General features: G+C 72.0%; 12 protein-coding genes. 7 read left to right on the forward strand and 5 right to left on the reverse strand.

Features of this window, described 5'->3' with window-relative positions:
• Nucleotides 1-19 precede the first annotated feature (19 nt).
• Nucleotides 20-1333 carry a sigma-70 family RNA polymerase sigma factor gene (locus IPJ59_RS28460; protein WP_293274125.1) on the reverse strand — a complete coding sequence of 438 codons (1314 nt, stop codon included), beginning with the start codon at nucleotides 1331-1333 and terminating at the stop codon, nucleotides 20-22.
• A 119-nt stretch (nucleotides 1334-1452) separates the two neighbouring features.
• On the opposite strand from IPJ59_RS28460, the gene IPJ59_RS28465 reads away from it, so the two are divergent.
• A complete protein-coding gene (locus tag IPJ59_RS28465) occupies nucleotides 1453-2370 on the forward strand; it encodes a DnaJ-like cysteine-rich domain-containing protein (RefSeq protein WP_293274126.1) in 918 nt (305 codons plus the stop codon).
• A gap of 14 nt (nucleotides 2371-2384) precedes the next feature.
• Here the strand turns inward: IPJ59_RS28465 and acs are convergent, their stop codons facing one another.
• Nucleotides 2385-4337, reverse strand: coding sequence for an acetate--CoA ligase (acs, locus tag IPJ59_RS28470; RefSeq protein WP_293274127.1), 1953 nt, complete (start codon nucleotides 4335-4337; stop codon nucleotides 2385-2387).
• 133 nt (nucleotides 4338-4470) lie between these two features.
• Here acs and IPJ59_RS28475 point away from each other — a divergent pair, with 133 nt between their 5' ends.
• Together IPJ59_RS28475 and IPJ59_RS28480 are read left to right on the forward strand one after the other, a co-directional pair.
• A complete protein-coding gene (locus IPJ59_RS28475) occupies nucleotides 4471-5325 on the forward strand; it encodes a spermine/spermidine synthase domain-containing protein (RefSeq protein WP_293274128.1) in 855 nt (284 codons plus the stop codon).
• A gap of 235 nt (nucleotides 5326-5560) precedes the next feature.
• On the forward strand, nucleotides 5561-11191 hold the full coding sequence (locus IPJ59_RS28480; RefSeq protein WP_293274129.1) for an ABC transporter substrate-binding protein: 5631 nt from the start codon (nucleotides 5561-5563) through the stop codon (nucleotides 11189-11191).
• Between the two features lie 33 nt (nucleotides 11192-11224).
• Here the strand turns inward: IPJ59_RS28480 and IPJ59_RS28485 are convergent, their stop codons facing one another.
• Together IPJ59_RS28485 and IPJ59_RS28490 are read right to left on the reverse strand one after the other, a co-directional pair.
• Entirely contained in the window at nucleotides 11225-12097 is an 873-nt protein-coding gene (locus IPJ59_RS28485) for a DNA alkylation repair protein (protein ID WP_293261375.1), read from the reverse strand.
• A 61-nt stretch (nucleotides 12098-12158) separates the two neighbouring features.
• Nucleotides 12159-13811, reverse strand: coding sequence for a hypothetical protein (locus IPJ59_RS28490; RefSeq protein ID WP_293261372.1), 1653 nt, complete (start codon nucleotides 13809-13811; stop codon nucleotides 12159-12161).
• Between the two features lie 160 nt (nucleotides 13812-13971).
• Between IPJ59_RS28490 and IPJ59_RS28495 the strand changes: the two genes are divergently transcribed.
• On the forward strand, nucleotides 13972-14403 hold the full coding sequence (locus tag IPJ59_RS28495; protein ID WP_293261369.1) for a hypothetical protein: 432 nt from the start codon (nucleotides 13972-13974) through the stop codon (nucleotides 14401-14403).
• Nucleotides 14404-14542: 139 nt separating this feature from the next.
• Here the strand turns inward: IPJ59_RS28495 and IPJ59_RS28500 are convergent, their stop codons facing one another.
• On the reverse strand, nucleotides 14543-15010 hold the full coding sequence (locus IPJ59_RS28500; RefSeq protein ID WP_293261366.1) for a hypothetical protein: 468 nt from the start codon (nucleotides 15008-15010) through the stop codon (nucleotides 14543-14545).
• A gap of 265 nt (nucleotides 15011-15275) precedes the next feature.
• On the opposite strand from IPJ59_RS28500, the gene IPJ59_RS28505 reads away from it, so the two are divergent.
• The 3 genes from IPJ59_RS28505 to IPJ59_RS28515 all read left to right on the forward strand — a co-directional run bounded on the left by IPJ59_RS28505 (nucleotide 15276) and on the right by IPJ59_RS28515 (nucleotide 22185).
• Entirely contained in the window at nucleotides 15276-15944 is a 669-nt protein-coding gene (locus IPJ59_RS28505; RefSeq protein ID WP_293274130.1) for a hypothetical protein, read from the forward strand.
• Nucleotides 15945-16089: 145 nt separating this feature from the next.
• Entirely contained in the window at nucleotides 16090-20706 is a 4617-nt protein-coding gene (locus IPJ59_RS28510; protein WP_293274131.1) for a serine/threonine-protein kinase, read from the forward strand.
• Between the two features lie 39 nt (nucleotides 20707-20745).
• Nucleotides 20746-22185, forward strand: a complete 1440-nt coding sequence (locus IPJ59_RS28515) for a sigma 54-dependent Fis family transcriptional regulator (protein WP_293274132.1) — start codon at nucleotides 20746-20748, stop codon at nucleotides 22183-22185.
• Nucleotides 22186-22322 lie beyond the last annotated feature (137 nt).

Here is a 22322-nt window from a genome sequence, read left to right on the forward strand (position 1 = left end):
CCTGGGTGACGTTCTTGGGTTACAGGAGGTCGCGGCGGCGAAACTCGGCGCGGAGCTTGGCGAGCGCCTGCTCCTGCAGCTGGCGGATGCGCTCGCGTGAGAGTGCGTGGTGCTCGCCGATCTGCTTGAGGGTGAGCTCTTGCTCGTCGCCCATGCCCATGCGCTTGCGGAGGATGTCGGCCTCGATCGGCGAGAGCGCGGTGAGGGCCTCGCGGACACTGGCGATCAGGAGATCGTGGTCCATGTCCTCGACGGCCTCGAGGGTGTGGGTGTCGGCGAGGGTGTCGAGGAGGGTGAGGCCGGTGTCGCCGGGGCGCGGTTGGTCGAGGCTGACGGGAGCCTCGACCAGCGCGTAGTTCATGCGCTGGAGGCGTTCGGCGCTGACGCCGGTGAGCGCGACGAGCTCGGCCTCGTCGGGCTGGCGGCCGTGCTGGGTCGCGAAGTCGCGGCGGGCGCGACAGACCTTGTTGTGGGCCTCGAGCATGTGGACGGGGAGACGGACGGTGCGGGCCTGGTCGGCGATCGCCCGGCTGATCGCGTGACGGATCCACCAGCTGCCGTAGGTGGAGAAGCGGAAGCCCTTGCGGTGGTCGAAGCGGTCGACGGCCTTGAGCAGGCCGACGTTGCCCTCCTGGATGAGATCCTGCAGGGGCATGCGGCCGTGGTTGAAGCGGCGGGCGATGGTGACGACGAGGCGGAGGTTGGCCTTGATGAAGGCGTTCTTCACGCTCCACAGGGCGTGGTGGTTCGTGCGCACCGTGCTGATGTAGTGCACGAAGGGCAGGCTGCCGCGGGGCGGGAGCTTGACCGTCATGCTGATGGCCTCGTTGTGACCGGCCTCGACGCTGCCGAGGTCGGCGAGGATGCGGTCGGAGAGGAGGCCGTCGAGGTCGGCCTCGGCGAGGGCGAGGGTGAGGCGCTCGCGGGCGGCCTCGTAGGCCTGGCGGTGGAGGAGGAGGTCGCGGTCGCGGAGGGCCCGGGAGGCGCGGCGCATGGCGTCCAGGGCGTCGGCGGGGCAGGTGTCGGCGGGCAGGACCTCGCCGGCGAGCTCGCAGATGCCGGCGATGAAGGGCGGGTAGGACAGGATGGAGCGCCAGTAGGTCTGCCGCAGGGTGGCGATGCGGACGGCGGCGGCGAGCTCCTCGTCGCGGGTCATGAGGTCGAGGGTGGCGAGGTCGTGGAAGTAGGGGGTGAGCGAGCCGGGGTTGTCGTGCCGGGCCGGTTGTCGCGGCGGATCGGGCGTCGACTCGACTCGCGGGAGCACGGTCAGCCGCGGGGCCACGATGGCGTCGGCATGGATCGGGACGGCGACGGCGCTGTGGCTGTGGGGCATGGTGCCGCTTCAGCAAGACACGTGCCACGGCGGAGCCGTGAAAGCGGTCGCGTTCGCGGCGGCGCGGCGCAATCCATGCATGCCCGGCGGAAGGATTGCGCCGGGTCTATGCTCGCGGCGTGTTCGGCGACGTGGCCATGCCCGACCTGGATCTGAGCGCGGTCGATGGCCCGTGTCGGCCGCTCCCCTGGCGGGTCGCCCGGATCCTCGCCGAGGGGCTCGAAGCGGCGGACGAGGCTGCGTACACGCGGACGCGATCCTACTGCATCACCGACGACGACGCCGATCAGCCAGCGACGCTGTCCTACCGGGTCCGCGGGTCCACCCGCTCGATCCCGCTGCGCAAGGCGCGAGATGCCTGGCGTGTGGCGAGTGAGTGTGGGCTGGTCCCGCACTCCTGGCGAGACGACGCTCGCCGCGGGTTCGCGGATCAGGAGATCCTGTTCTTCTGCGACGCATGCGGCGGAATGGGCGCGACGGGCTACAACTACGACGACCTTTGTGGCGATTGCCACGGCAAGGGCAACGCGATGGTCCGGCGGACGACGAGCTCGCCGACCTCGATCGCGGCAATGTGGATGGTCGCGCTGCCGGAGGTCGTCGAGGCGGCCGAGGCGGCGGCGCGCGAGGCGGTGCGTCGGCTGACCAACGCACCCGCCGTCGATCGCATCCAGTGGGGCCGTGTGCGCGAGGGGAAGCCGTGCGGCACGGTCCCGCTGGTGCTGACGAGTCCGATCTGGGACCGTGTCCGGCCGCAGCCGTGGGACTGGCGGCGGATGAAGGGACCGGCATTTCGCCAGGCGTCGTGGTGGAAGGCCGCCGCGAAGCTCACGCCGGAGACCCGCGAGATGCTGTGCTTCGACGTGGGCGGAGCCTGGGCCCAGCGCGCAGCGGGCATCGTAGCTTCGCCGTTCGAGCCGCTGCTCCGGCTGTGGGAGCTCGGCGTCGTGTTCGAGGAGCTCCGCGACGATGTCATCGTCCTCGATCGGGCGTGTGCGCGGACCTTCATCCGTTCGTGGCGTGCGCACAGCCCGTGAGTCGCTGCTCCGGCTCACTCTTCGGGGGCGGCGCGCAGGCGGGCGAGCACGCCGAGATCCTCGAGGGTGCTGGTGTCGCCGGTGGTCTCGCGGCCGGCGGCGATCTCCTTGAGGAAGCGGCGCATGATCTTGCCGCTGCGGGTCTTGGGCAGGGCCTCGGTGAAGCGCAGCTCGTCGGGCCGGGCGAACTTGCCGACCTCGTGGGCGACCTGGGCGAGGATCTCGTCGTGCAGGGCCGGGCTCGCGTGGTGGCCGAGCTTGAGGGTGACGAACACGACGAGGGCCTGGCCCTTGAGATCGTCGGGGCGGCCGACGGCGGCGGACTCGGCGACGGCGGGGTGGGTGCCGATCGCGGCCTCGATCTCGGCGGTGCCGATGCGGTGACCGGCGACGTTGAGCACGTCGTCGACGCGGCCGAGCACGGTGACGTATCCGTCGGCGTCGACGCGGGCGCTGTCGCCGGTGAAGTAGACGCCGGCGATCGGGGCGAAGTAGCCGGCGAGGAAGCGCTCGTGGTTGCCCCAGATCGTGCGCAGCATCGAGGGCCAGGCGCGGCGCAGGACCAGGAGGCCGGTCTCGTCGGCGGCGCAGGGGCGGCCGTCGGGGTGGACGACGGCCGCGTCGACGCCGAAGAACGGGAGGCCGGCGCGCCCTGGGCGGGCCGGGACGGCGCCGGGGAGGGTGCTGAGCATGATGGAGCCGGTCTCGGTCTGCCACCAGGTGTCGACGATCGGGCAGCGGCCGCCGCCGATCGTTCGCTGATACCAGTGCCAGGCGTCGGGGCCGATCGGCTCGCCGACGGTGCCGAGCAGGCGCAGGCTGCCGAGCTCGTGCGCGGCGGGCCAGGCGTCGCCCCAGCGCATGAAGGCGCGGATCGCCGTCGGTGCGGTGTAGAGGATCGTGACGCGGTGGCGCTCGACGATCTGCCAGATGCGGCCGGGGTCGGGCGCGTTGGGGGCACCCTCGTAGATCAGGACGGTCGCGGCGTTGGCGAGCGGGCCGTAGACGACGTAGCTGTGGCCGGTGATCCAGCCGATGTCGGCGGTGCACCACAGCAGATCGTCGGGCTGCAGATCGAGGACGTGGCGGGCGCTGAGGTAGGCGCCCGCGAGGTAGCCGGCGCTGCTGTGCAGCACGCCCTTGGGCTTGCCGGTCGAGCCCGAGGTGTAGAGGATGAAGAGCGGGTGCTCGGCGTCGACCTGGGCCGGGGCGGATGGCGTGGACGGGTGGGCGAGGGCGAGGGCGTCGTCCCACCACAGGTCGCGGCCCGGGGTCATATTGACCGGGAGGGCTGCGGCGACGCGGCGGAGGACGATGACCTTCGCCACGCCGGGGGAGAGGGCGAGCGCGGCGTCGACGACGGGCTTCATCGGCACGACGCTGCCGCGGCGCCAGGCCCCGTCCTGCGTGATCACGAGGCGGGCCTCGCAGTCGACGATCCGGCTGTGCAGGGCCTCGGCAGCGAAGCCGCCGAACACCACCGAATGCACGGCGCCGAGGCGGGCGCAGGCCAGCATGGCGACGATGGCCTCAGGGACCATGCCCATGTAGATGATCACGCGATCGCCGGCGCCGACGCCCAGCGCGGTGAGGGCGGCGGCGAGGCGCACGACCTCGCGGTGTAATTGCAAATACGTGAGGGTGCGGGTCTCGGGCTGGCCGTGGGCGTCCTGCGGCTCGCCCTCCCAGATGAGGGCGGCCTTGTGGCGGGCTGGGCCGGTGAGGTGGCGGTCGAGGCAGCGCTCGCTGACGTTGAGGGTGGCGCCGTGAAACCAGGTGGCGTCCGGGAGCTCGCCCTGGCGGACGCTGGACCAGCCGCCGAGCAGACCGGCGAGCTCACGCGACCAGAAGGTCTCGGGGTCGGCGAGGCTCTCGCGGTGGAGCGCCTCGTAGTCGGCGCGCGAGCGGACGCGGGCGCGGGCGCGAAACTCGGGGGAGGGCTCGAGCTGCTGCGGGTCGTCGGTCATGGGTCGCTCCGGGGCTCGTTGTACCTGCTCTGGCGCGGCGATGCAGCATGAGGTCCGCGTGGCAAGCTCGCCGCGATCGGGCTTGGCTGCGCGGCGCCAAGGGCCTACCATCGCTCGACACCTGAGCCACTGCATGAACGACAGGATCTGGATCCCGGCGGCGTTCCTCTTCGACGAGGGGATGCTGCTCCTCCACGAGCCCGTCCATGCGGATCGGCGCGCTCTGGTCGCTAGCTTGCTCGAGTTCGACTATCCCAAGCCCTTCGTCTTCGACAACGGCGTGGTCCGGCGCCTGCACTTCTCACCGATGTACGTGCAGAGCGAGATGGTGATCCGGGTGCCGAATGACCTGAGCCTGGCCTATACCCGGAAGATGATGGCATTCATGCTGTTCATGTCCGCGCCCAGGCACATCCTGGTCGTGGGTCTGGGAGGTGGGTCGCTCACCAAATATTGCTACCACCATTTACCTACGACGCGAATCACCACCGTCGAGATCAACTCCGAGGTGATCGCATTCAGTGATCTCTTCGAGGTCCCGCCCCAGGGGGCGCGACACACGCTCGTGCAAGGGGACGCCGTCGACTACGTGGCGAGCATGACGGATCGGGTCGACATCGTGCTCATCGATGGCTGCGACAAACATGGCATCGCGCCCACTTTCTGTGATGATGCCTTCTATCGCGAGATCCGCGCGCGCCTCGAGCCCGACGGATTGCTGGTCATGAATTTGGTGGGTCCGACCGACGCGCGGCGAGCCAACCTCCGGATGATCGCCAGCGCCTTTGGTGCCCGCCTGCTCGTCCAAGAAGTCTCGATTGACGGCAATCAGATCGTCTTCGCGTTCAACAACACCGCATATCAGCCCAACTGGCCGCTCATCGAGCGCAAGGCCGCGTGGCTCGCACGCCATCATGGCCTGGACTTCGGGAGGCTCGCCCAGAAGCTGCGGCGCACGCACCAGGGGCCGCAGAGGGCCCCCTGGTGACGGCGAGCCCGGGGGCGAGCGGCGCTCGCTGCTGCCTCCGCTCGAGCGCCTCCCGAGGCGGACACCTCCGCATAGACTCGCCATCATCCGCCCCGCGGAGCGCGCGCGGCGTCGGCCTGGGCGCGAAACCGCGGCCAGGATCGCGGCCGAGCCTATGACGTGACGAGCGAGTGCGGCGGCACCACGGGGCCGCCTCGCGTCGGCGCCAGGTTCCGTGGTATGGCGATCCAGCGGGATGATCGGGACCAAGCTTGCGGGTCGCTATGAAGTGCTCGCGGAGCTCGGGCAAGGTGGCATGGGAGTGGTCTATCGGGCCCGCGACCAGGTGCTCGGCCGCGAGGTAGCGATCAAGATCATCTCCGCGACGGGCGGGGTCACCGACGATGCGGAGCGGCGCTTCCGCAGCGAGGCGCAGACGATCGCCCAGCTCGGTCACCCGGCGATCATCTCGATCTACGACTTCGGTCGCGACGCGGGCGTGCTGTTCTATGTCATGCCCGTGATCGAGGGCCTGAGCCTGCAGGAGATGATCCGGGCGACGATCGACCTGCCGAGCGTCATCGACATCGGGATCGCGGTCGCCGAGGCCCTCGCGTACACCCACGCGCGCGGGATCGTCCACCGCGACGTCAAGCCCGCCAACATCCTCGTGTCTCGCGGTGAGCAGGGGGTGCCCCGCGTCACCGTGATGGACTTCGGCCTGGCGCGCAGCGTCGACGACGACCCCTTGACCCGCACGGGCGTGCTGATCGGCACCGTCGCCTACCTCAGCCCGGAGAACATCACCGGCAAGATGGCCGACGCGGCCTCGGACATCTACGCCCTCGGCAACGTGCTCTACGAGTGCATCGCCGGCGAGCCGCCCTTCGTCGGCGAGCCGCAGACGATCCTCTACCGGATCGCCCACGAGTACCCCCAGCCGCTGCACGACCGCGGCATCACCGTCGACCCCGAGCTGGCCGCCATCGTGATGAGCTGCCTGGCCAAGGCGCCGATCGATCGGCCGGCCTCGATGGCGGCGCTCGCCCGCAGCTTGCGGCAGGTGCGGGCCCGCCTGCTCCACGCGGGCCCGACGCAAAACAGCCTGGTCGTCGGGCCCGTGCGCCGGGCCCAGGCGACGCCCCTGATCGGTCGCCAGCACGAGCTGGCCGACCTGCAGCAGCGGCTCAACCGCATGTTGACGGGCGAGGGCCACTTCGTCGTCCTCGGCGGCGACGCCGGGGTCGGCAAGACGCGTCTGGTCGCCGAGCTCGAGTCGCTGGCGTCGGCTCGCGGCCTGACCGTCCTCCACGGCCAGCTCGCCGAGCAGGACGGGCCCTCGCCCTACTACGGGCTGTGCGAGGTGCTGGTCGACTTCTTTCGCCAGCGCGAGACCGGCGGCGGGCCGCTGCCCGAGCTCGCGGACGTCGCCGGCGACCTCATCGCCTGCTTCCCGACCCTGGGCGAGATCGAGGCCCTGCGAGCGGCCGCCGGCGAGCTGCCGCACGCGGCGACGACGGCCCGCGCGAGCGACAACCGGGCCCAGCTGTTCGAGGCGCTCGCCCGCGTGTTCGTCCGCCTCACCTCGGTCGGCCCGCTGCTGCTCGTCTTCGAGGATCTGCACGCCGCCGGGGCCTCGATCGAGGCCCTGCAGTACATCGTGCGGCGCCTCGCCGCGACGCCGACGCTGATCGTCGCCACCTACCGCACGACCGAGGTCGAGCGTCACCATCCGATCCACCGCATGCTCGAGGAGCTCCGCGGTTCCCGGCGCTTCGCCTCGTTGACCCTCGGCCCGCTCTCGCGCAGCGAGCACCGCAACCTGCTGACCAGCCTGCTGGGCGACGTCCCGGTCTCGGATCTCGTGGTGGACCACCTCTACGCGACCACCGAGGGCAACCCCTTCTTCACCGGCGAGGTCGTCCGATCCCTGCTCAGCAACGAGACCGCGGCCGAGGGCGCCGACACCTGGTTGCTGCTGAGCCCGAGCCATCTGTCGAGCGCCCTGCCAGCGACCATCCAGCAGGCGATCGACCGCCGACTCGGCCGCCTGCCGGAGGCCCTGCGCGAGATCCTCGTGTGCGCCACCGTGATCGGCAAGACCTTCGACGCCCGCGAGCTCGAGCAGCTCGCGCGCGAGGGCGACGACCTCGACGAGGCGATCGATCGCCTCGTGCAAGAAGGCCTGCTCGTGGAGGAGCGGTCGTCGCGGGGTGACCGGCTGTCGTTCGCCAGCGGCGTCGTCCGCGAGGTGCTCTACGCCCAGATCCCCCGTCGCCGCCGTCGCGGCCTGCACCGCCGCTACGCGACCTACCTCGAGGGGCGCTACGCCAACCGCATCGAACGCGTCTACGCCCAGCTCCTGCACCACTACGCCGAGGGCGACGTGCCCGACCAGAGCGTCCTCTACGGGATCCGTGCGGCCCGCCAGTCGATCGCGGCGTTCAACCCCGATGAGGCGATCCGGGCGGCCCGCACCGCGCTCGAGTTCCTCGACGAGGAGTGGCAAGGCGACCCCGCCGCCCACGGCGAGGTCCGTGAGCTGCTCGCCGCCGCGTACCGCATGAACGGCAACCTCGACGGCGCCCTGCGCGAGGCCGAGGCCGCGATCACCGTGTACCGCGGGCTCGGTCGGCCCGCGGACGAGGTCCGCTGCCTCCTGCTCGCGGCGCGCACCGCCTGGCAGGCGCGCCTGACCGACGACACCCGCCGCTGGGTCGACCTCGGACTCGCGGCCGCACGCGGGCTCGGTCAGCTCGAGGTGCTCGCCCAGCTGCTCGCGCTCGCGGCCACCCTCGCCAGCCTGCGCGGCGACAGCGACCTCGCGGCCGAGTACCTCCATGAGGTCGAGCTCCTCGACCGCGACGCCGGCCGACGCGATGAGCGTGGCCCGCGGCCCGCGGTCGGCGGACGTCTGGTCGTCGCCCTCGCCACCCCTCCGCACCCCGAGCCAGCGGCGGCCCAGACCCAGGACGACATCGAGGTGCTCGCCAACATCTTCGAGACGCTGCTGGTCGCCGAGGAGGACGGCCACCTCCTGCCGTGCCTGTGCGAGCGCTGGGAGCCGCGCCGCGGCGGCGAGAGCTTCGTGTTCACGCTGCGCCCCGACGTCCGCTTCCACGACGGCCACGTCCTGACGGCCGCCACCGTGGTCGCCTCGCTCACCGACCTGATCCGGCGCCGCGCCGGCGAGATGCCGGCCGCGGTGGCCGTGATCGACGGCGCGGCCGAGTTCCAGCGCGGCGAGGCGAGCGAGATCCGCGGCCTGAAGGCGACCGGCGAGCACCGCCTGGAGATCGAGCTGACCCAGCCGCTCCAGATCTACCCCGCCTTCCTGACCAACTTGACGACCGCGATCACCCACGTCGCCGACGACACGCCCGGGGCCCAGCGCCTGGTCGCCGGCACGGGGCCGTTCAAGCTGGTCTCGATCGGTCCGCGCAGCGCGGTGATCGAGCGCTTCCCCGAGCACTGGCGCGGCGTGCCGGCCAACCTCGACTCGATCGAGTTTCGCACCGTCGACGGCGCGGCCGCGCTGGCTGCTGGCCTGCGAGCCCGCGAGCTCGACCTGATCGGCGCCGTCGCCCCCGAGCTGGTCGACGCCGTCGGCACGATGGTCGAGGCGCCGCTGAAGCAGACCTTCTTCGCGCTCTTCAACGCGAACAGCGGGCCGAACGCGCGCCGCCCCGAGGTCCGGCGCGCGCTCGCCGAGGTCGTCCCGGTGCAGGAGCTCGTCTGGCAGGTCCTCGGCCGCTTCGGCGTGCCCGCCAGCGGCCTGGTTCCGCCGGGGATCCTCGGCCACGACCCGGGTCGACGGCGGCGCCGCCTGACCGAAGCCGACGCCCGTGCCCTGCTCGACAGCGCCGGCATCGTGTCGCCGATCCGCGTCCTGCTCTTCCCGGTGATCCGCGAGCGCTACCGGGCGCTGCTCGACGCCCTGATCGCGGTGTGGTCAAACCTCGGCGTGACGATCGAGCTGGTCCCGGTCGACCTGGCGAGCTTCGCCAGCAGCGGCGAGCTCCCCGACGCGATCGACATCCTGCTGATCCGCTGGGGCGCTGACTACGACGATCCCGACGACTTCACATTCGGTAACTTCCACTCCCAGTCCGGTCGCCTGCGCCGCTGTTTCTCCTCACCCGAGGCCGATCGCCTGCTCGAGCTCGGGCGCAGCGAGGTCGAGCCCGCCGCGCGCGAGCGCTACTACCGTGAGTTCGAGGATCTCCTGCAGCACGAGAGCATCCTATTGCCGCTGTTCTACGCGGTCGACCACCGAATCGCGGGCCCCGACGTCGTCGGCCTCCACCTGCGCTCCAGCCCGCCCTACGCCAATTACGCCGAGATCAGCCGCCGCGCCGCGCAGCACCGCCGCAAGGAGCCGTCGTCCAGCGCCGTGATCCGCGTGCCCCTGCGGGGTCAGGTGATGAGCCTCGACCCGACCAAGGGTGATTATATGGAGTACCAGGAGGTCCTCCCGAGCATCTTCGAATCGCTGACCCGTCGGGTCGGCACGGCGCAGATCGTCCCGTGGCTCGCCGAATCCATCGAGGTGCAGGCCGGCGGCACCAGCTATCGCTTCCGCCTGCGCCGCGGGGTCACCTTCCACGACGGCCACCGCCTGACCGCCCGCGACGTCCGCTACAGCTTCGAGCGCATGCTCCGACGCCCCGACGCCGGCGACCGCTGGCTCTACGCGCCGATCGTCGGCGCCTCGGCGATGCTGGCCGGCGAGGCCAGCGAGCTCGCGGGCTTTCATATCCACTCTGCCCACGAATTCACGATCGAGATCGTGCGCCCATTGGTGTACTTCCCGGGCCTGCTGTCGCACGGCGTCTGCGCGATCGTCCCGGAGGGCGCCGATCAGCGCGGCGACCGATGGTTCGAGAACCCGGTCGGCACCGGCCCGTTCCGCGTGGTTCACTTCGACCCCGGCCGGCGCCTCGAGCTCGAGCGCGCGGTCGGCTACTGGCGACCCGGATACCCGCGCTGCCGCGAGCTCGTGTTCCACTTCGGCGTGCCCGCGGCCGAGATCCGCGCGGGCTTCGAGGCGGGCCGCTTCGCCATCGCCGGCGAGCTGCTGCCGGAGGACGTCGAGGTCCTGCGCCGCGACCCCCGCTACGCCGCGGGCTACCGCGAGACGCCGGCCTTCGGGACCTACTTCGTCGCGTTCAACGTGGTTCGCGGCCCGCTCGCGGACCCTGGCCTGCGGCGGCAGATCGCCCAGGCGATCGACCGCGTCCGCTTCGCGCGACAGACGATCGGACGCCTGGCCAAGCCGGCGCACAGCCTGATCCCTCCGGGTCTGCTGGGCTACGAGCCCGAGGTCGCCGTGCCCGCGCCGGTCAGCGACTCGGCGCCGACCACCGCCCGCGACGTCGTGCTCACGGCGCTGGTCCACCCGGTCTTCTTCGGCGAGTACAAGGCGTACTTTCGCCGCCTGACCGAGACGCTGGCGGGCCTCGGCGTCCACCTGCAGATCTACGATCAGACTTACAACATTCGCGACCTCGCGGACCCGACCGCGATGATCGACATCAACTTCACGCGCTGGTTCGCCGACTATCCCGACGCCCACTCGTTCCTCAACCTGCTCCACACCTGCGAGGGCCGGCTCGGCGCTTTGTGTGGATCGGAGCGCTGCGATCGCCTGCTCGAGAAGGGCCAGGCCACCGCCGACCCGCAGCTCCGCCACGCGATCTATCGCCAGACCGAGGATTATATCCAACAGGAGGTCTGCCTCCTCCCGCTGTTTCACCCGCAGACCTATCGATTCGCCCGGCCGGAGGTCGAGGGCCTCGAGGTCTCGCACGGCGGCCCCTGCGTCATCTATGACGAGCTCGCCATGCGCAGTGACAGCGCGGGCCACAAGTCCAGCGAGAGCGGCTGAGGTCGGCGCGGTGGCCGACCTTGGCGTCGACTCTCAGCAGCGCAGCCGCAGCGGCTCGCGCGTCCGCTCGTGCGCGGCCGGGGAGGCGAAGCCCTTGGCCAGGGAGTGCGCCCAGGCCTTGTCGATCGCGGCGGCGGCGTCGGGCGTCTTGCAGGCGGTGTCGCCGTGGTCCACCTCGACCTTGCCGATGCGCTTGGCGGCGGCGGTGGCCGCCTTGCGGAGCGCGGGGTTGCGGCAGCCGATCGTGATGACCGCGAGGTGCATCGCCTCGCGCTCGGCGTTGGGCACGCTGTCGATCGTCGCCTCGATCTCGGCGAGGCGCTCCTTGAACCACGCGTCGGGCATGGCCTCGTCGCGCTGGGCGAGCTGACCGACGAGGGTCCAGCCCGCGGGGCGCACAGGGGCGTCCCGGGCGAGCCACGTGGCGGCCTTCGCGGCCGCGTGCGGGCCCTCGGCGGCCAGCATCGCGACATAGCCGCCGCAGCTCCGCGCGCCCGCCTCACGCGCCCAGCGGTCGAGCTCGGCCGACGACATCCGCGCTGGATCGACGACCTTCACGGCGAGGTTGCGAGCGTCGAAATTGCCGGTGTCCCACAGCGCGCACGCGAGCTCGTGGTCGACGCCGATCCGCTTGTGCAGCAGCTTGAGCGCCGCGAAGCTGACGCCGAACATCGGCCCGGTGGCGCCGTGGCGGGCGTAGGTCTTTCGCGTCTGCGCCGACCCGGCTTGCTCGAGCTCGTGCATCGCCTCCGCGAGCGTCATCCGCGGGGCGGGGGCGGCTGGCTGCTTCGCGGCGACCTTCGTGGTCCGGGCGGCTGGCTGCTTCGCGGCGACCTTCGTGGTCCTGGCGGCGGCTGGCTTCTTCGCGGCGACCTTCGTGGTCGTGGTGGTCCTGGCGGCTGGCATTGCCGCGAATCTAGCCTCCGGCCGCGCGATGTTCAATCGCGGATCCCTCGCCCCGGGTGGACTACTTGATGCCGACCTCGAAGACGATGCGCGCCCGATTGCCGGCGCCGTCGGTGCCGAGCACCGTGAAGGTGCCGGGGCTGCCGCTCACGTCCCCGGCGATCTTGTTGGTCGCGAGGTCGAACGAGAAGCCGAGCGTCTCGTATTCGCTGTAGAACCATCCGTCGCCAGAGTTCGGCAGCGGGTGAATATCGTATTGGATCTGCTGGTGCGGGCAGGTGCCGCCGTAGCTCGGGCTGCCGCCGTAGCCGTAGCCCGAGAAGACGGCCTGGCACTGGTCCTTCTGCGCCGGCGCGGCGCAGTAGGTGTAGCAACTGCTGACGGGCCAGCCGCCCGCGGAGGTGCAGCCGCAGGTCGGCGCGGCGTCGTCGTCGAACACGCGCAGGCCGATGCTGACGGTGCGCCCGGCCTGGACGTCGCGCTCGATGGTCCACGCCGGCTTGACCAGGTTCTTGTTGGCGGCAAAGATGCGGGTCGCCTCGGCGCCGGTGTTGGCGTTGATCGACACGACGACGCCGAGGTCGGCGATCTTGTTCTCGGCCTTGTCCTTGTCGACGCCGAGGGCCTCGATCTCCTTGATCTTCACGACCACCGTCTTGAAGCTGACGTTCGGCGGGGGGATGTCGAAGAACAGGGTGTAGTCGGCGCCGCGAGGGTCGTGCTGGGCCGTCAGCTTGTGCGCGACCGGGCTCGGGGTCGACGGCTTGACGTACAGGGCGTCGTATTCGGCGCTGGTCAGCTTGCGCACCTGTACCGCCTTCGCCGACCAGCGGTCCGGGTTGGCCAGGTGCAGCAGGGCCAGCGCGTCGTCCAGCTCGCGGCGCAGGACCTCCATGCGGTCGGGGGTGTCATGGTCCTCGTCCGTCTCGGAGATCGCGAATTGCACGAGCAGGTCGATCTCCTGCTTGCGCTGCTCGAGGTCGCCGTTGTCCTCGATCACGCCGGTGACGATGACGATGCCGGAGTTCCATCCGCCCGGCCAGGCCACGCTGCTCCACGCCTTGCCGGCGTTGGCGGTGCTCAACGCGCCGAGGCTCGCGGGCGTGGTCCCGGCCGCCGGCAGGTAGCTCGGGTTGCTCAGGTAATTGTTGCCGCCGGGAGAGAGGACATTGAGGTAGACGGCGGTCTCGTCGGTGGCGTCGGCGTCGGCCGTCTTGTCGCACTTCATGCCGCTGTACATGAGCTCATATTGCGGCTTGTCGCCGGGGTCGTAGGGGTCGGGCGCCAGCACCGTGGCCGCGGGCTGCAGGGCCTTGCCCCACTTCGTGGCCGCGGATACCTGGTACTGGGTGTGATCGAAGAGCTGGGTGGTCAGCGACTCGGGCTTGCCGAGCCCGGGGAAGGCCTTGGCGCGCTGGGCCACGGGCATCGCCTCGAGCGCCTGGACCAGCCGCTTCGCCGTCGTCTTGGCGGCCGGGGTCTTGCCGAGCACCTTGGCGACGCGCTGGTCGTAGGCGCTCTGGCCGAGCTGACCGTTGGCGAAGCGGGCCAGCGCCGCGACGGCCTTGGCCGTGCCCGGCGGGTTGGCGAGGGTCGGCTGCGACCGCGTCGGCTGCTTCTGCGGCAGCACCGGCGCCGCCTGGCCGGACATCCAGGTCGGGAGGGACAGCGCCCCGACGACCGCTCCACCGATCAAACACGCGCGCATCCGCATACCGAGCTCTCCTGTTGCCGTGATGGTCGCACAGTCAACCCCGGGGGAGTGACCGCCGGGTCGCGAACGATCGCGGTCGGCAGTGGCGGGCTGGGCCTGGTTCTCCCGGAGCGGCGGGGAACAGCAGGGCGCGACGATCCCAGCGTAAGCTCGGGGTCCAATGCTCAGCCTGGCCCCGCTCGATACGCTCGTCCTGTTCGCGCTGCTCCAGCCGGTCGCCGAGGGCCCGAGCGAGGCGCCCACCGATGTTGAGCGCCCGGTCCGCAGCGAACGGGCCCCGACGGCCGCGGCCGAGAAGCAGGCCACCTGGGCCAGCGAGCGGCGGCGCTTGCAGCTGCACACTGGCCTCTCGGGCGGGTTCGCCAGCGCCATGGTGCTGACCGGCACACTGCTGCTGGTCGTGCCGGGCAACTGCAGCAACGACGACTGCTTCAGCTTCGGCCGCGTCATCACCGGCGTCGTCCTGCTCCCGCTGGCCGCCATCCCGATCGGCACCAGCATCTACTGGGGCGTCCGGCTCGGCCGCCATCATCGCCAGCAGCCGACCGTGGTCCTGCGCCCGCGCGCTGGCGGCCTGGTCGTCCATTTCTAGGTTCGCGGGCTCGCGGGCGCCGCGGCCGCGTTACCGTCGCCGCCGCTGCGCCCGGGCTTTCCTCTTGATCCGACTCGCGGTCGGGCCGGCGGTTCATGGTCGCGGCCTGGCGTCGTGGTCCCGGGGCGACGACGCGCACCTACGGTATCAGGGGCCCGCACTTCTCCGCGATCTCGGCGTCAAACGCCTCCTGCTCCGCCTCCGCCTCCGGCGAAATTTCACACGCCGAGAGGTCGTTGAGGAGCGCGTCGAAGCAGGCGTCCCGCTTGTCCGGGTCGCAGCCAGCCGACTGGAAGCAATCGGCCAGCGTCTCCTGGGAGGGGGCGATACAGTCGATGTACGCGCTCAACGCCGGATACTTGTTGTAGAGCGGGCAGACACAATCATAGGAGGAATCGTCGACAGTCAGATCGTCGATACACGATTGCTTGTCGGGGTATGTGCCGTCATTCACGCTGCACGTACATTGCGCGTCGATACTTTCCGGCGCCTTCTCTGCGGCGTCGCGGCACCACGCCTCGGCGCTCGATCCGTCCGAGGGGCCGCAGGTCCCCGCGCTGATACCGAGCACGACAGCGCCAAGCCGCATCATCCACGTGTTCTTCATACGACCTCTCTCCTTGAAACCTGGCCAGCGTGGCGGACGGAGCGACACCACCGCAAGAGCACGCGAATGCAGACGCGATGCGGGCTTGATCGCGGAGCGGCCCGCAGCGCGCGCTGCAGGCCATTTCAACGCGACGCGTGTCAACAAAATACCCATACGAATCGGCGCTGCGACGGACCGACGGCATCACCCGCGCGACATCGCCACGCGAGCGCAGCGGCGGCGACGGTGACACAAGGCGCGGCCCGGTGGCATCCTCACCGGCATGCCCGAACGCATCGACCTCCGCAGGCCCAAGGCGAAGCTCCCCACCGTTGAGCCCGAGCCGCCGCTCGCCATCCTCCGCCCGCAGGCCGGCCTCACTCGCTCCGCCGAGCTCGAGGCCGCCGTCTCGGTCAGCCGCGAGAGCGCCGCCGAGCTCGTCCGCGCCGACGTCGAGCGGACCACGATCCTCGGCAAGCTGGCGCGCCAGCTCGGCCTCCCCGCCGCGCCCACGCCGACCCCGAGCGAGACCCTGGCGGCGCCCGGCGCGACGATCCGCCTCAGCCTCGACAATTCTCGCGTCAATTGCTTCAACCCCGAGCACTTCTACCGCGCCGCCGACGGCCAGGGCTCCTACGTCCACCTCCGGCGCGGCACGAGCGACGATTACTCCGGCTACGTCGCCTTCACGGCGGTCCTGCCCCCCGGCTCGATCGGCGTCTACCTGGCGATCCTCAACGTCGACGCCACCATTCCAGAGGTCAAACTCGAGGTCACCACGCTCCCCGACGGCGGCGGCTTCTATGCCACCAGCAAGCGCACGGGCACGAAATTCCTGTGCCCCTTCGAACTGACCCTCCCGACCGATGGGCTCAGCTTTGGGATCACCTTCCCAATCGACGTGGTCGGCGACCTCAAGGTCTACTCGGTGGATATCTCGAAGGTGATCTGAGCGACGGTCACGGGCGGTCTTCCACCGGTGGGATGGAGCGCCCTCCTCCGTTCGCGCGCGAATCCGTTGATTCGTCCAAGTCGGCCGCGTGATCGATGCAATCGATCTACGCCGGGGCGCGGGGGCTCGGATATCATGCGACGGCTTGGCTGGCAGCGACCGTGTGATCCGCGGGCAGCCGCTCGCAAAGCCCGGTCTCCCCGACGCGGAGACTCTGGCCTCCCAGGACGTGGCCGTGGCCGTGCCCCCGCCGCCCGCGCCGACACCGGTGGACGCGGACACCGTCGACTCGCACGAGGATCCCGCCAGTCGGCGCTTCGGCGAGACGCTCTCAGATGCGACGACCGCGACGACCCGGGCGCGCGCGCGGGTCATCGGCGCGTCGCTCGGTCGCTACGTGCTGCTCGCCAAGCTCGGCGAGGGCGGGATGGGCGAGGTCTACTCGGGCTACGACCAGGAGCTCAACCGACGCGTGGCGCTCAAGGTGGTCCGCTCGCGCCGCGCCGACGATGTCATCGGCCGGGCGCGGACCCAGCGTGAGGCCCAGGCGCTGGCCCGGCTGTCCCACCCCAACGTCGTCCAGGTCCACGACGTCGGGGAGATGGGCGGCGAGCTCTTCGTCGCCATGGAGTACGTCGAGGGCGAGACGCTGCGGGCCTGGCAGAGGCGCCACGATCCGGCGACGCCGACCGGTCGACGGGCGATCCTCGACATGTACATGCAGGCAGGTCGAGGCCTCGCCGCGGCCCACGACGCGGGGATCGTCCACCGCGACTTCAAGCCCGACAACGTGCTGGTCGGCGACGACGGGCGCGCGCGGGTCCTCGACTTCGGTCTCGCCGCCGAGGACAGCGTCGCGGCGGTGGAGGCGGCGGAGACGGGCGAGACGACCGTCGGTACGGGGGGGCGCCACGCGCTCCTCGATCGCCACCTGACGCGCGCCGGGGCGATCCTCGGGACGCCGGCGTACATGGCACCCGAACAATTCCTCGCGCAGCCAGTCGACCGGCGCACCGATATATTCGCCTTCTCGGTCGCCCTCTACGAGGCGCTCCACGGCGAGACGCCCTTCGCCGGCGACACCTTCGCGGCGCGCAAGCTGGCGGTCGTCGACGGCAGCCCGCGCGAGGCGCCGCCGGCCGCGAGGATCCCGGCGTGGTTGCGCGTCGTGATCACCCGCGGGCTCGCGCGCGACCCGGCAGCCCGTCACCCGAGCATCAAGGCGATGCTGGCGGCGCTCGTCGACGACCCGATCGAGCGGGGGCGCCGACGCTGGCGCCTCGTCGGTCTCATCGTCGCCGCCCTGGCGCTGGCGTCCGGCTTGCTCCTCGCCGGGCAATGGACGTGGGACCAGTGGCAGCGGATCGCCGCGGAGGCCCGCGCCACGGAGCGCCTGGTCGCCATCGAGGCCCGGATCGACGAGGCGCTCGCCGCCGGCGCGAGCGACGAGGCCGAGCAGCTGTTCACGACCTTCGTCGGCCACCCGGACAATCGTGGCAGCGCCGCGGTCGGCCGGGCCTGGCTGCACCGAGCCGAGCGGGCGCGCCGTCGCCAGGACACGCCCGGGGCGCTCGACGCCTTCGCCGGCGCCTATGTCGTGGCGACCACGGCCGAAGACCAGCAGCTGGCGCAGGTCGGCCTGGCCCGGATCTTCCGCGACGAGATGCGCTGGCGAGGGCTCGCGCTGATCCTCTCGCAGCTCGCGGCGCGTCGCACTGGCATGACCGACGCGGCGGAGCTCGCCGAGCTGCGCCTCGACGCCGCGCTGGCCCGGCGCGACCTCGCGGGGGCCGCGGCGCTGCTCCGCGGGCCGCTGGCAGGCTCGCCGCGGGCGCCCGTGCTGGCGGTGCTCACCGCGTTGCAGCCGACGACCGAGACCCCGCACCGGCATCGCGGCGCCGCGGTGGTCGCCGACCTCGACGGCGATGGACGCCTCGAGATCGTCCTCGAGACCGACACGCGCGAGCGGCAGATCGCCCCGCTGCTGCGCGCCGAGCCCGGGCTGGGGCCGATCGGCAGCCTCGACCTCGACCGCGGCAAGTTCCGGGCGCTGGCGCCGGGCCCCGGCCAGCCGGCGCTGCTGGTCGCCAGCGAGAGCCGGACGGTCGACGGCGAATTCCAGCGCGACGCGGTCGTCCGCAGCTGGCGAGACGGCGCCCCCGTCGAGCTCCTGCGCTGGCGCGAGGACGGCGTCATCTCGGCGCTCGCCGCCGACGTCGACGGCGATGGGGTCCGCGAGCTGTTGGTCGGGACCGGGCCCTACTCCCGCCACGTCCGCGAATTGCTGCCCGGCCCCGATGGCTCATGGTCGACGCGAGCGGCAGCGCCGGACATCGACCGTCGAGGCTCGGACGTCGTCGATCTGCTGGCCGAGGACCTCGACGGCGACGGCACGACCGAGGTGATCGCGGCGCTCGGGCCGTGGAACGCCTACGAGCTCATGCTCCTGCGCCACGACCCGGAGACGGACCGGCTGCGGAGGTTCACGCGTCATCGCCTCGGCAACATCGTCGGCGCCGCGACGATCCGCCGGGGCCTCGCCGATGTGGGCAGCGAGGTCGTCGTCAGCAAGTCCGACGAGTACCGCAACGCGGCTGTCTTCCCGCGCGATCGCCCGAACGGCGAGGCCGCCGGCGTCTACGTCTTCGCGCTGAGGGACGACACGCTGGTCCAGACCGCGTTCATGCCGGCGCCGCGCGTGCACGCCGACGCGAGGGTCGCGTATGGTCGGCCCTTCGTCGGCGACCTCGACGGCGACGGCCGCGACGAGCTGATCGTCGGCTCGAGCGTCCTGGACACCCCGAGCGCGTGGAACGGTGACACCACGACGATCTTCGTCACCAGCCCCGACGGCGCGATCGCCCCGCTCGTGCTCGGTGACCTCCAGCCGATCGCCGTCCTCGACCTCGATGGCGACGGCGACGACGAGGTGATCGCCTCGAGCACCGGCCTGCGTGACGCCGAACGGGTGTGGGTGCTCGGCAGCGGCGCGGCGACGCTGCCGACCAGCGACGCGGCGGTCCCCGGCCCCGTCGACGCGGCCGCGCCCGCCGACCCGGTGCTCGCCGCGATGTGGCGCCACGCCGACGAGCTCGCGCAGATGGGCCTCGCCCGCCAGGCCGCCGAGAGCCTGGTGACCGTGGCCGACCTCGTCGCCGAGCCCGAGCTGCGCGCGCGCGCCTTGCTCCGCGCGGCTGAGCTCCACGAGTCGCTCGGCGCCGACGCGCAGGCGGCCGAGCTGTTCGCTCGCGCGGCGGACGGGGCTCTGCACGCCGGCCAGGCGCACGCGGGCGCGGCCCGCTGCTTCCTGCGCCTCGGGCGGATCGACAGCGCGGCGGCGCAGCTAGCGGCGGCGACGCGGGACGACCTGCCCCTGCCCGCCGTCGCGGCCGGGGTCGCGGCGTTGAGCGATGAAGTCATCGACCTCGACTTCGACCGCCCGCTCGCGCCGGTCTGGCGGGTCGCCCAGCCCCTCGCGCTCCGCCGCGACGGCGCCAGCGGGGCCCTGCAGGTCGACGCGCTGGTCCTCGGCGAGCTAGCCTCGGCCCCGATCGAGTGGTCGGGCCACAGCGTCAGCCTCACGGTCGACCTCGACCTCGCGCAGCTCGAGTGGCGCAGCGGCCTCGAGCTCGGGCTGGTGCGCGACGGCAGCGGGCTGGTCGACGGGAGCAGCCCGCTCGGCATCGAGGTCACCACCAGCGGCGGTGGCAGCGAGCGGACCCACGAGTTCGCTTGCATGTGCCACGGCCGCCGCAGCTTCGCCCGCGTGCCCTTCGTGGTCGGTGATCGCGGCGAACGCCTCGGCCTGGTGACGATCCGTGCGACCCTCCTCCCGGAGCTCGGTGAGTGGACCTGCACCGTCGAGCAGGACCGGGGAGCGACTCGCTTCTACGCGCGCAACCTGCTCCCGCACGAGGCGCACGAGGACGGGCCGCTCCGCCTCGCCATCAACGCCTCCCACGGCCCCAGATCGCTGGCCCGGGCCGAGATCCAGCGGATCGAGCTCCGCGGAGCGAGGCTCGCCGCGAGGCCTGGTGCGTCGCAGGACCTCGCGCTCATCGAAGCCGGCCGCGCGCTGGTCGAGGACGATCCGCTCGCCGCGCTCGCTGCCTTGTCCCGAGTCGCCACGCCCTCGCCCGCCGATCGCCTGCTCGGCGTCGTCGCGCTCGCGCGTCTCGGCCGCTGGCGGGAGGCCGAGCAGGGCCTCGCGCCGCTGCTCGCCGACAAGGACAGCGCCGCCGGGTTGAGCGTCACGCTCGCGGCCTTGCTGCGCAGCGAGCCCGAGGTGTTCGGCGCGCTCATCCGCGGCGCCGCCGGCCCGGCCGAGCTTCGCCGCCGCCTCGCCGACGCGTGGTTCTTCGCGGTGATGATGGAGAGGGACCCGCGCGCCTTCGCGGTGGTCGCGGCCGGCCTGGCCGAGCGCGACCTCGCCAGCGACCCCTTCGACGTCCTCAAGCTCCACGCCGTCGCCGCCGCCGCGCTCGGGCACGTGGCGACCGCACAGGAGAGCTACCGCGCCGCGCTGGTGGCGATCCGCGACCCGACGCGGGCCCCCGATCTGTGGGCCGCCGGACTCACGGAGACCGAGGCTGGCCTCCTCCACCTCGACCTCGCGGCCCTGGCCCTCGCTGCCGGCGACGAGGACGCCGCGCGACGCGAGCTGGGTCCCCTCATCGCCAGGGCCGATGCCGACCTCTCCTTCATCGATCGCCTGCGCGCGCGCGACGACCTGCGCGCCCTCTGGGACCTCGCGCCCATGTGACCGGGCCGGGGAGCCGCGGGTCTGCGATACGATGCACCCGTGGCCCCCGAACCCCGCCGCGCCGGCCCGAACGCCGACACGCTCAACGACTCGTTCCATGTGCCCGGCGGCGGCGACGACGAGGCCTCCGCGGTCCCGGTGCTGGTGCTGCTGTGGTCGCTCGACGAGCCCGAGCGCTGCGGCGAGGCGGTCCATCTGCCGCAGGTGGGCAACGAGCTGTTCACGATCGGTCGGGCCATCGAGGCCGACGACGACGACGCGGTCCCGCTGAGCTTCGGCCAGCTGCGCCCGGCCGGTCGCGTCGACACCGGGCCGCTGCGCTCCGCGCGGGTGTCACGGCGCCAGCTGGCGATCTCCCACGAGGCCGACGGCGCCCTGCGCATCGAGCAGCTCGGCCGCGGCACCCTGCGCCTCGACGGCCACGCGATGCCCGTCGGCGTGGTCCGCCCCGGCGGCGTCATCGAGGTCGAGCACCGCCTCGTGCTGCTCTACACGCGTCGGCCTGCGACCTGGGTGTCGCCGCGACCGCCGGGCTCCGATGACGGCTTCGAGTTCGGCGCGGCCGACCCGTGGGGCCTGGTCGGTGAGGCCCCCGCGACCTGGGAGCTGCGGCGCCAGATCTTCTTCCTCGCCGCGCAGGGCGAGCACCTGCTGGTGCTCGGTCCGAGCGGCAGCGGCAAGGAGCTGGTCGTCCAGGCGATCCACCGCGAGTCGCGGCGCGGCGCGGCCCCGCTGGTCTCGCGCAACGCGGCGACGATCCCCGAGGCGTTGATCGACGCCGAGCTGTTCGGCAACCTCCGCAACTATCCGAACCCCGGGATGCCCGAGCGGCCCGGCCTGCTCGGCGAGGCCGCCGGCGGCTCGCTGTTCCTCGACGAGATCGGCGAGCTGGCCCCGAGCCTGCAGGCCCACCTCCTGCGGGTGATGGATCGCGGCGAGTACCAGCGCCTCGGCGAGACCCAGATCCGCCACGCGGACCTGCGCCTGCTCGCCGCCACCAACCGCGACCCTGGCGAGCTCAAGCACGATCTCCTGGCCCGCTTCACCCACCGCCTGCAGGTCCCGGGCCTCGGCGAGCGCCCGGAGGACACGATCCTGATCGCGCGGCAGATCCTGCAGGGGATCGCCGCCAGCACCCCACGAACCAGCACCCCCACGCTCGGGCCCGACCTGGTCATCGCGCTCGTCGGCTACGGCTTCACCACCCACGTCCGCGAGCTGCAGGAGCTGCTGTGGCGGGCGCTCCGAAACGGCGACGGCGACGGCGGCGTCCTCGGTCCACCGCCGGAGCTCGTGCGGGTCGCTCGCCCGCGCCCCGACGCGCCCGAGCCGACCCCGGCGCTCGCCAGCCTGACGCGGGCGGTCGTGCTCGGCGTGCTCGAGCGCTGCGCCGGCGTCAAGGAGGTCGCGTGGCGCGAGCTCGGCCTGCGCAACCGCTATCAGCTGCATCGCGTGCTCAAGAAGCTCGGCATCGAGTGAGCGTGCGCCGAGCGTGCGCACGTCGGGGGGTGCTCCGGGCGTGCGCACAGCGCTGATTGGCGCCAATCCACGCGGCCTGCTCCGCGACCCTGGCACGGGGGTTGCTCATGGTATTGCCATTGCCAGGTCGCCTCGGA

Source organism: Nannocystis sp., from assembly GCF_016714285.1.
Lineage (GTDB): Bacteria > Myxococcota_A > Polyangia > Nannocystales > Nannocystaceae > Nannocystis.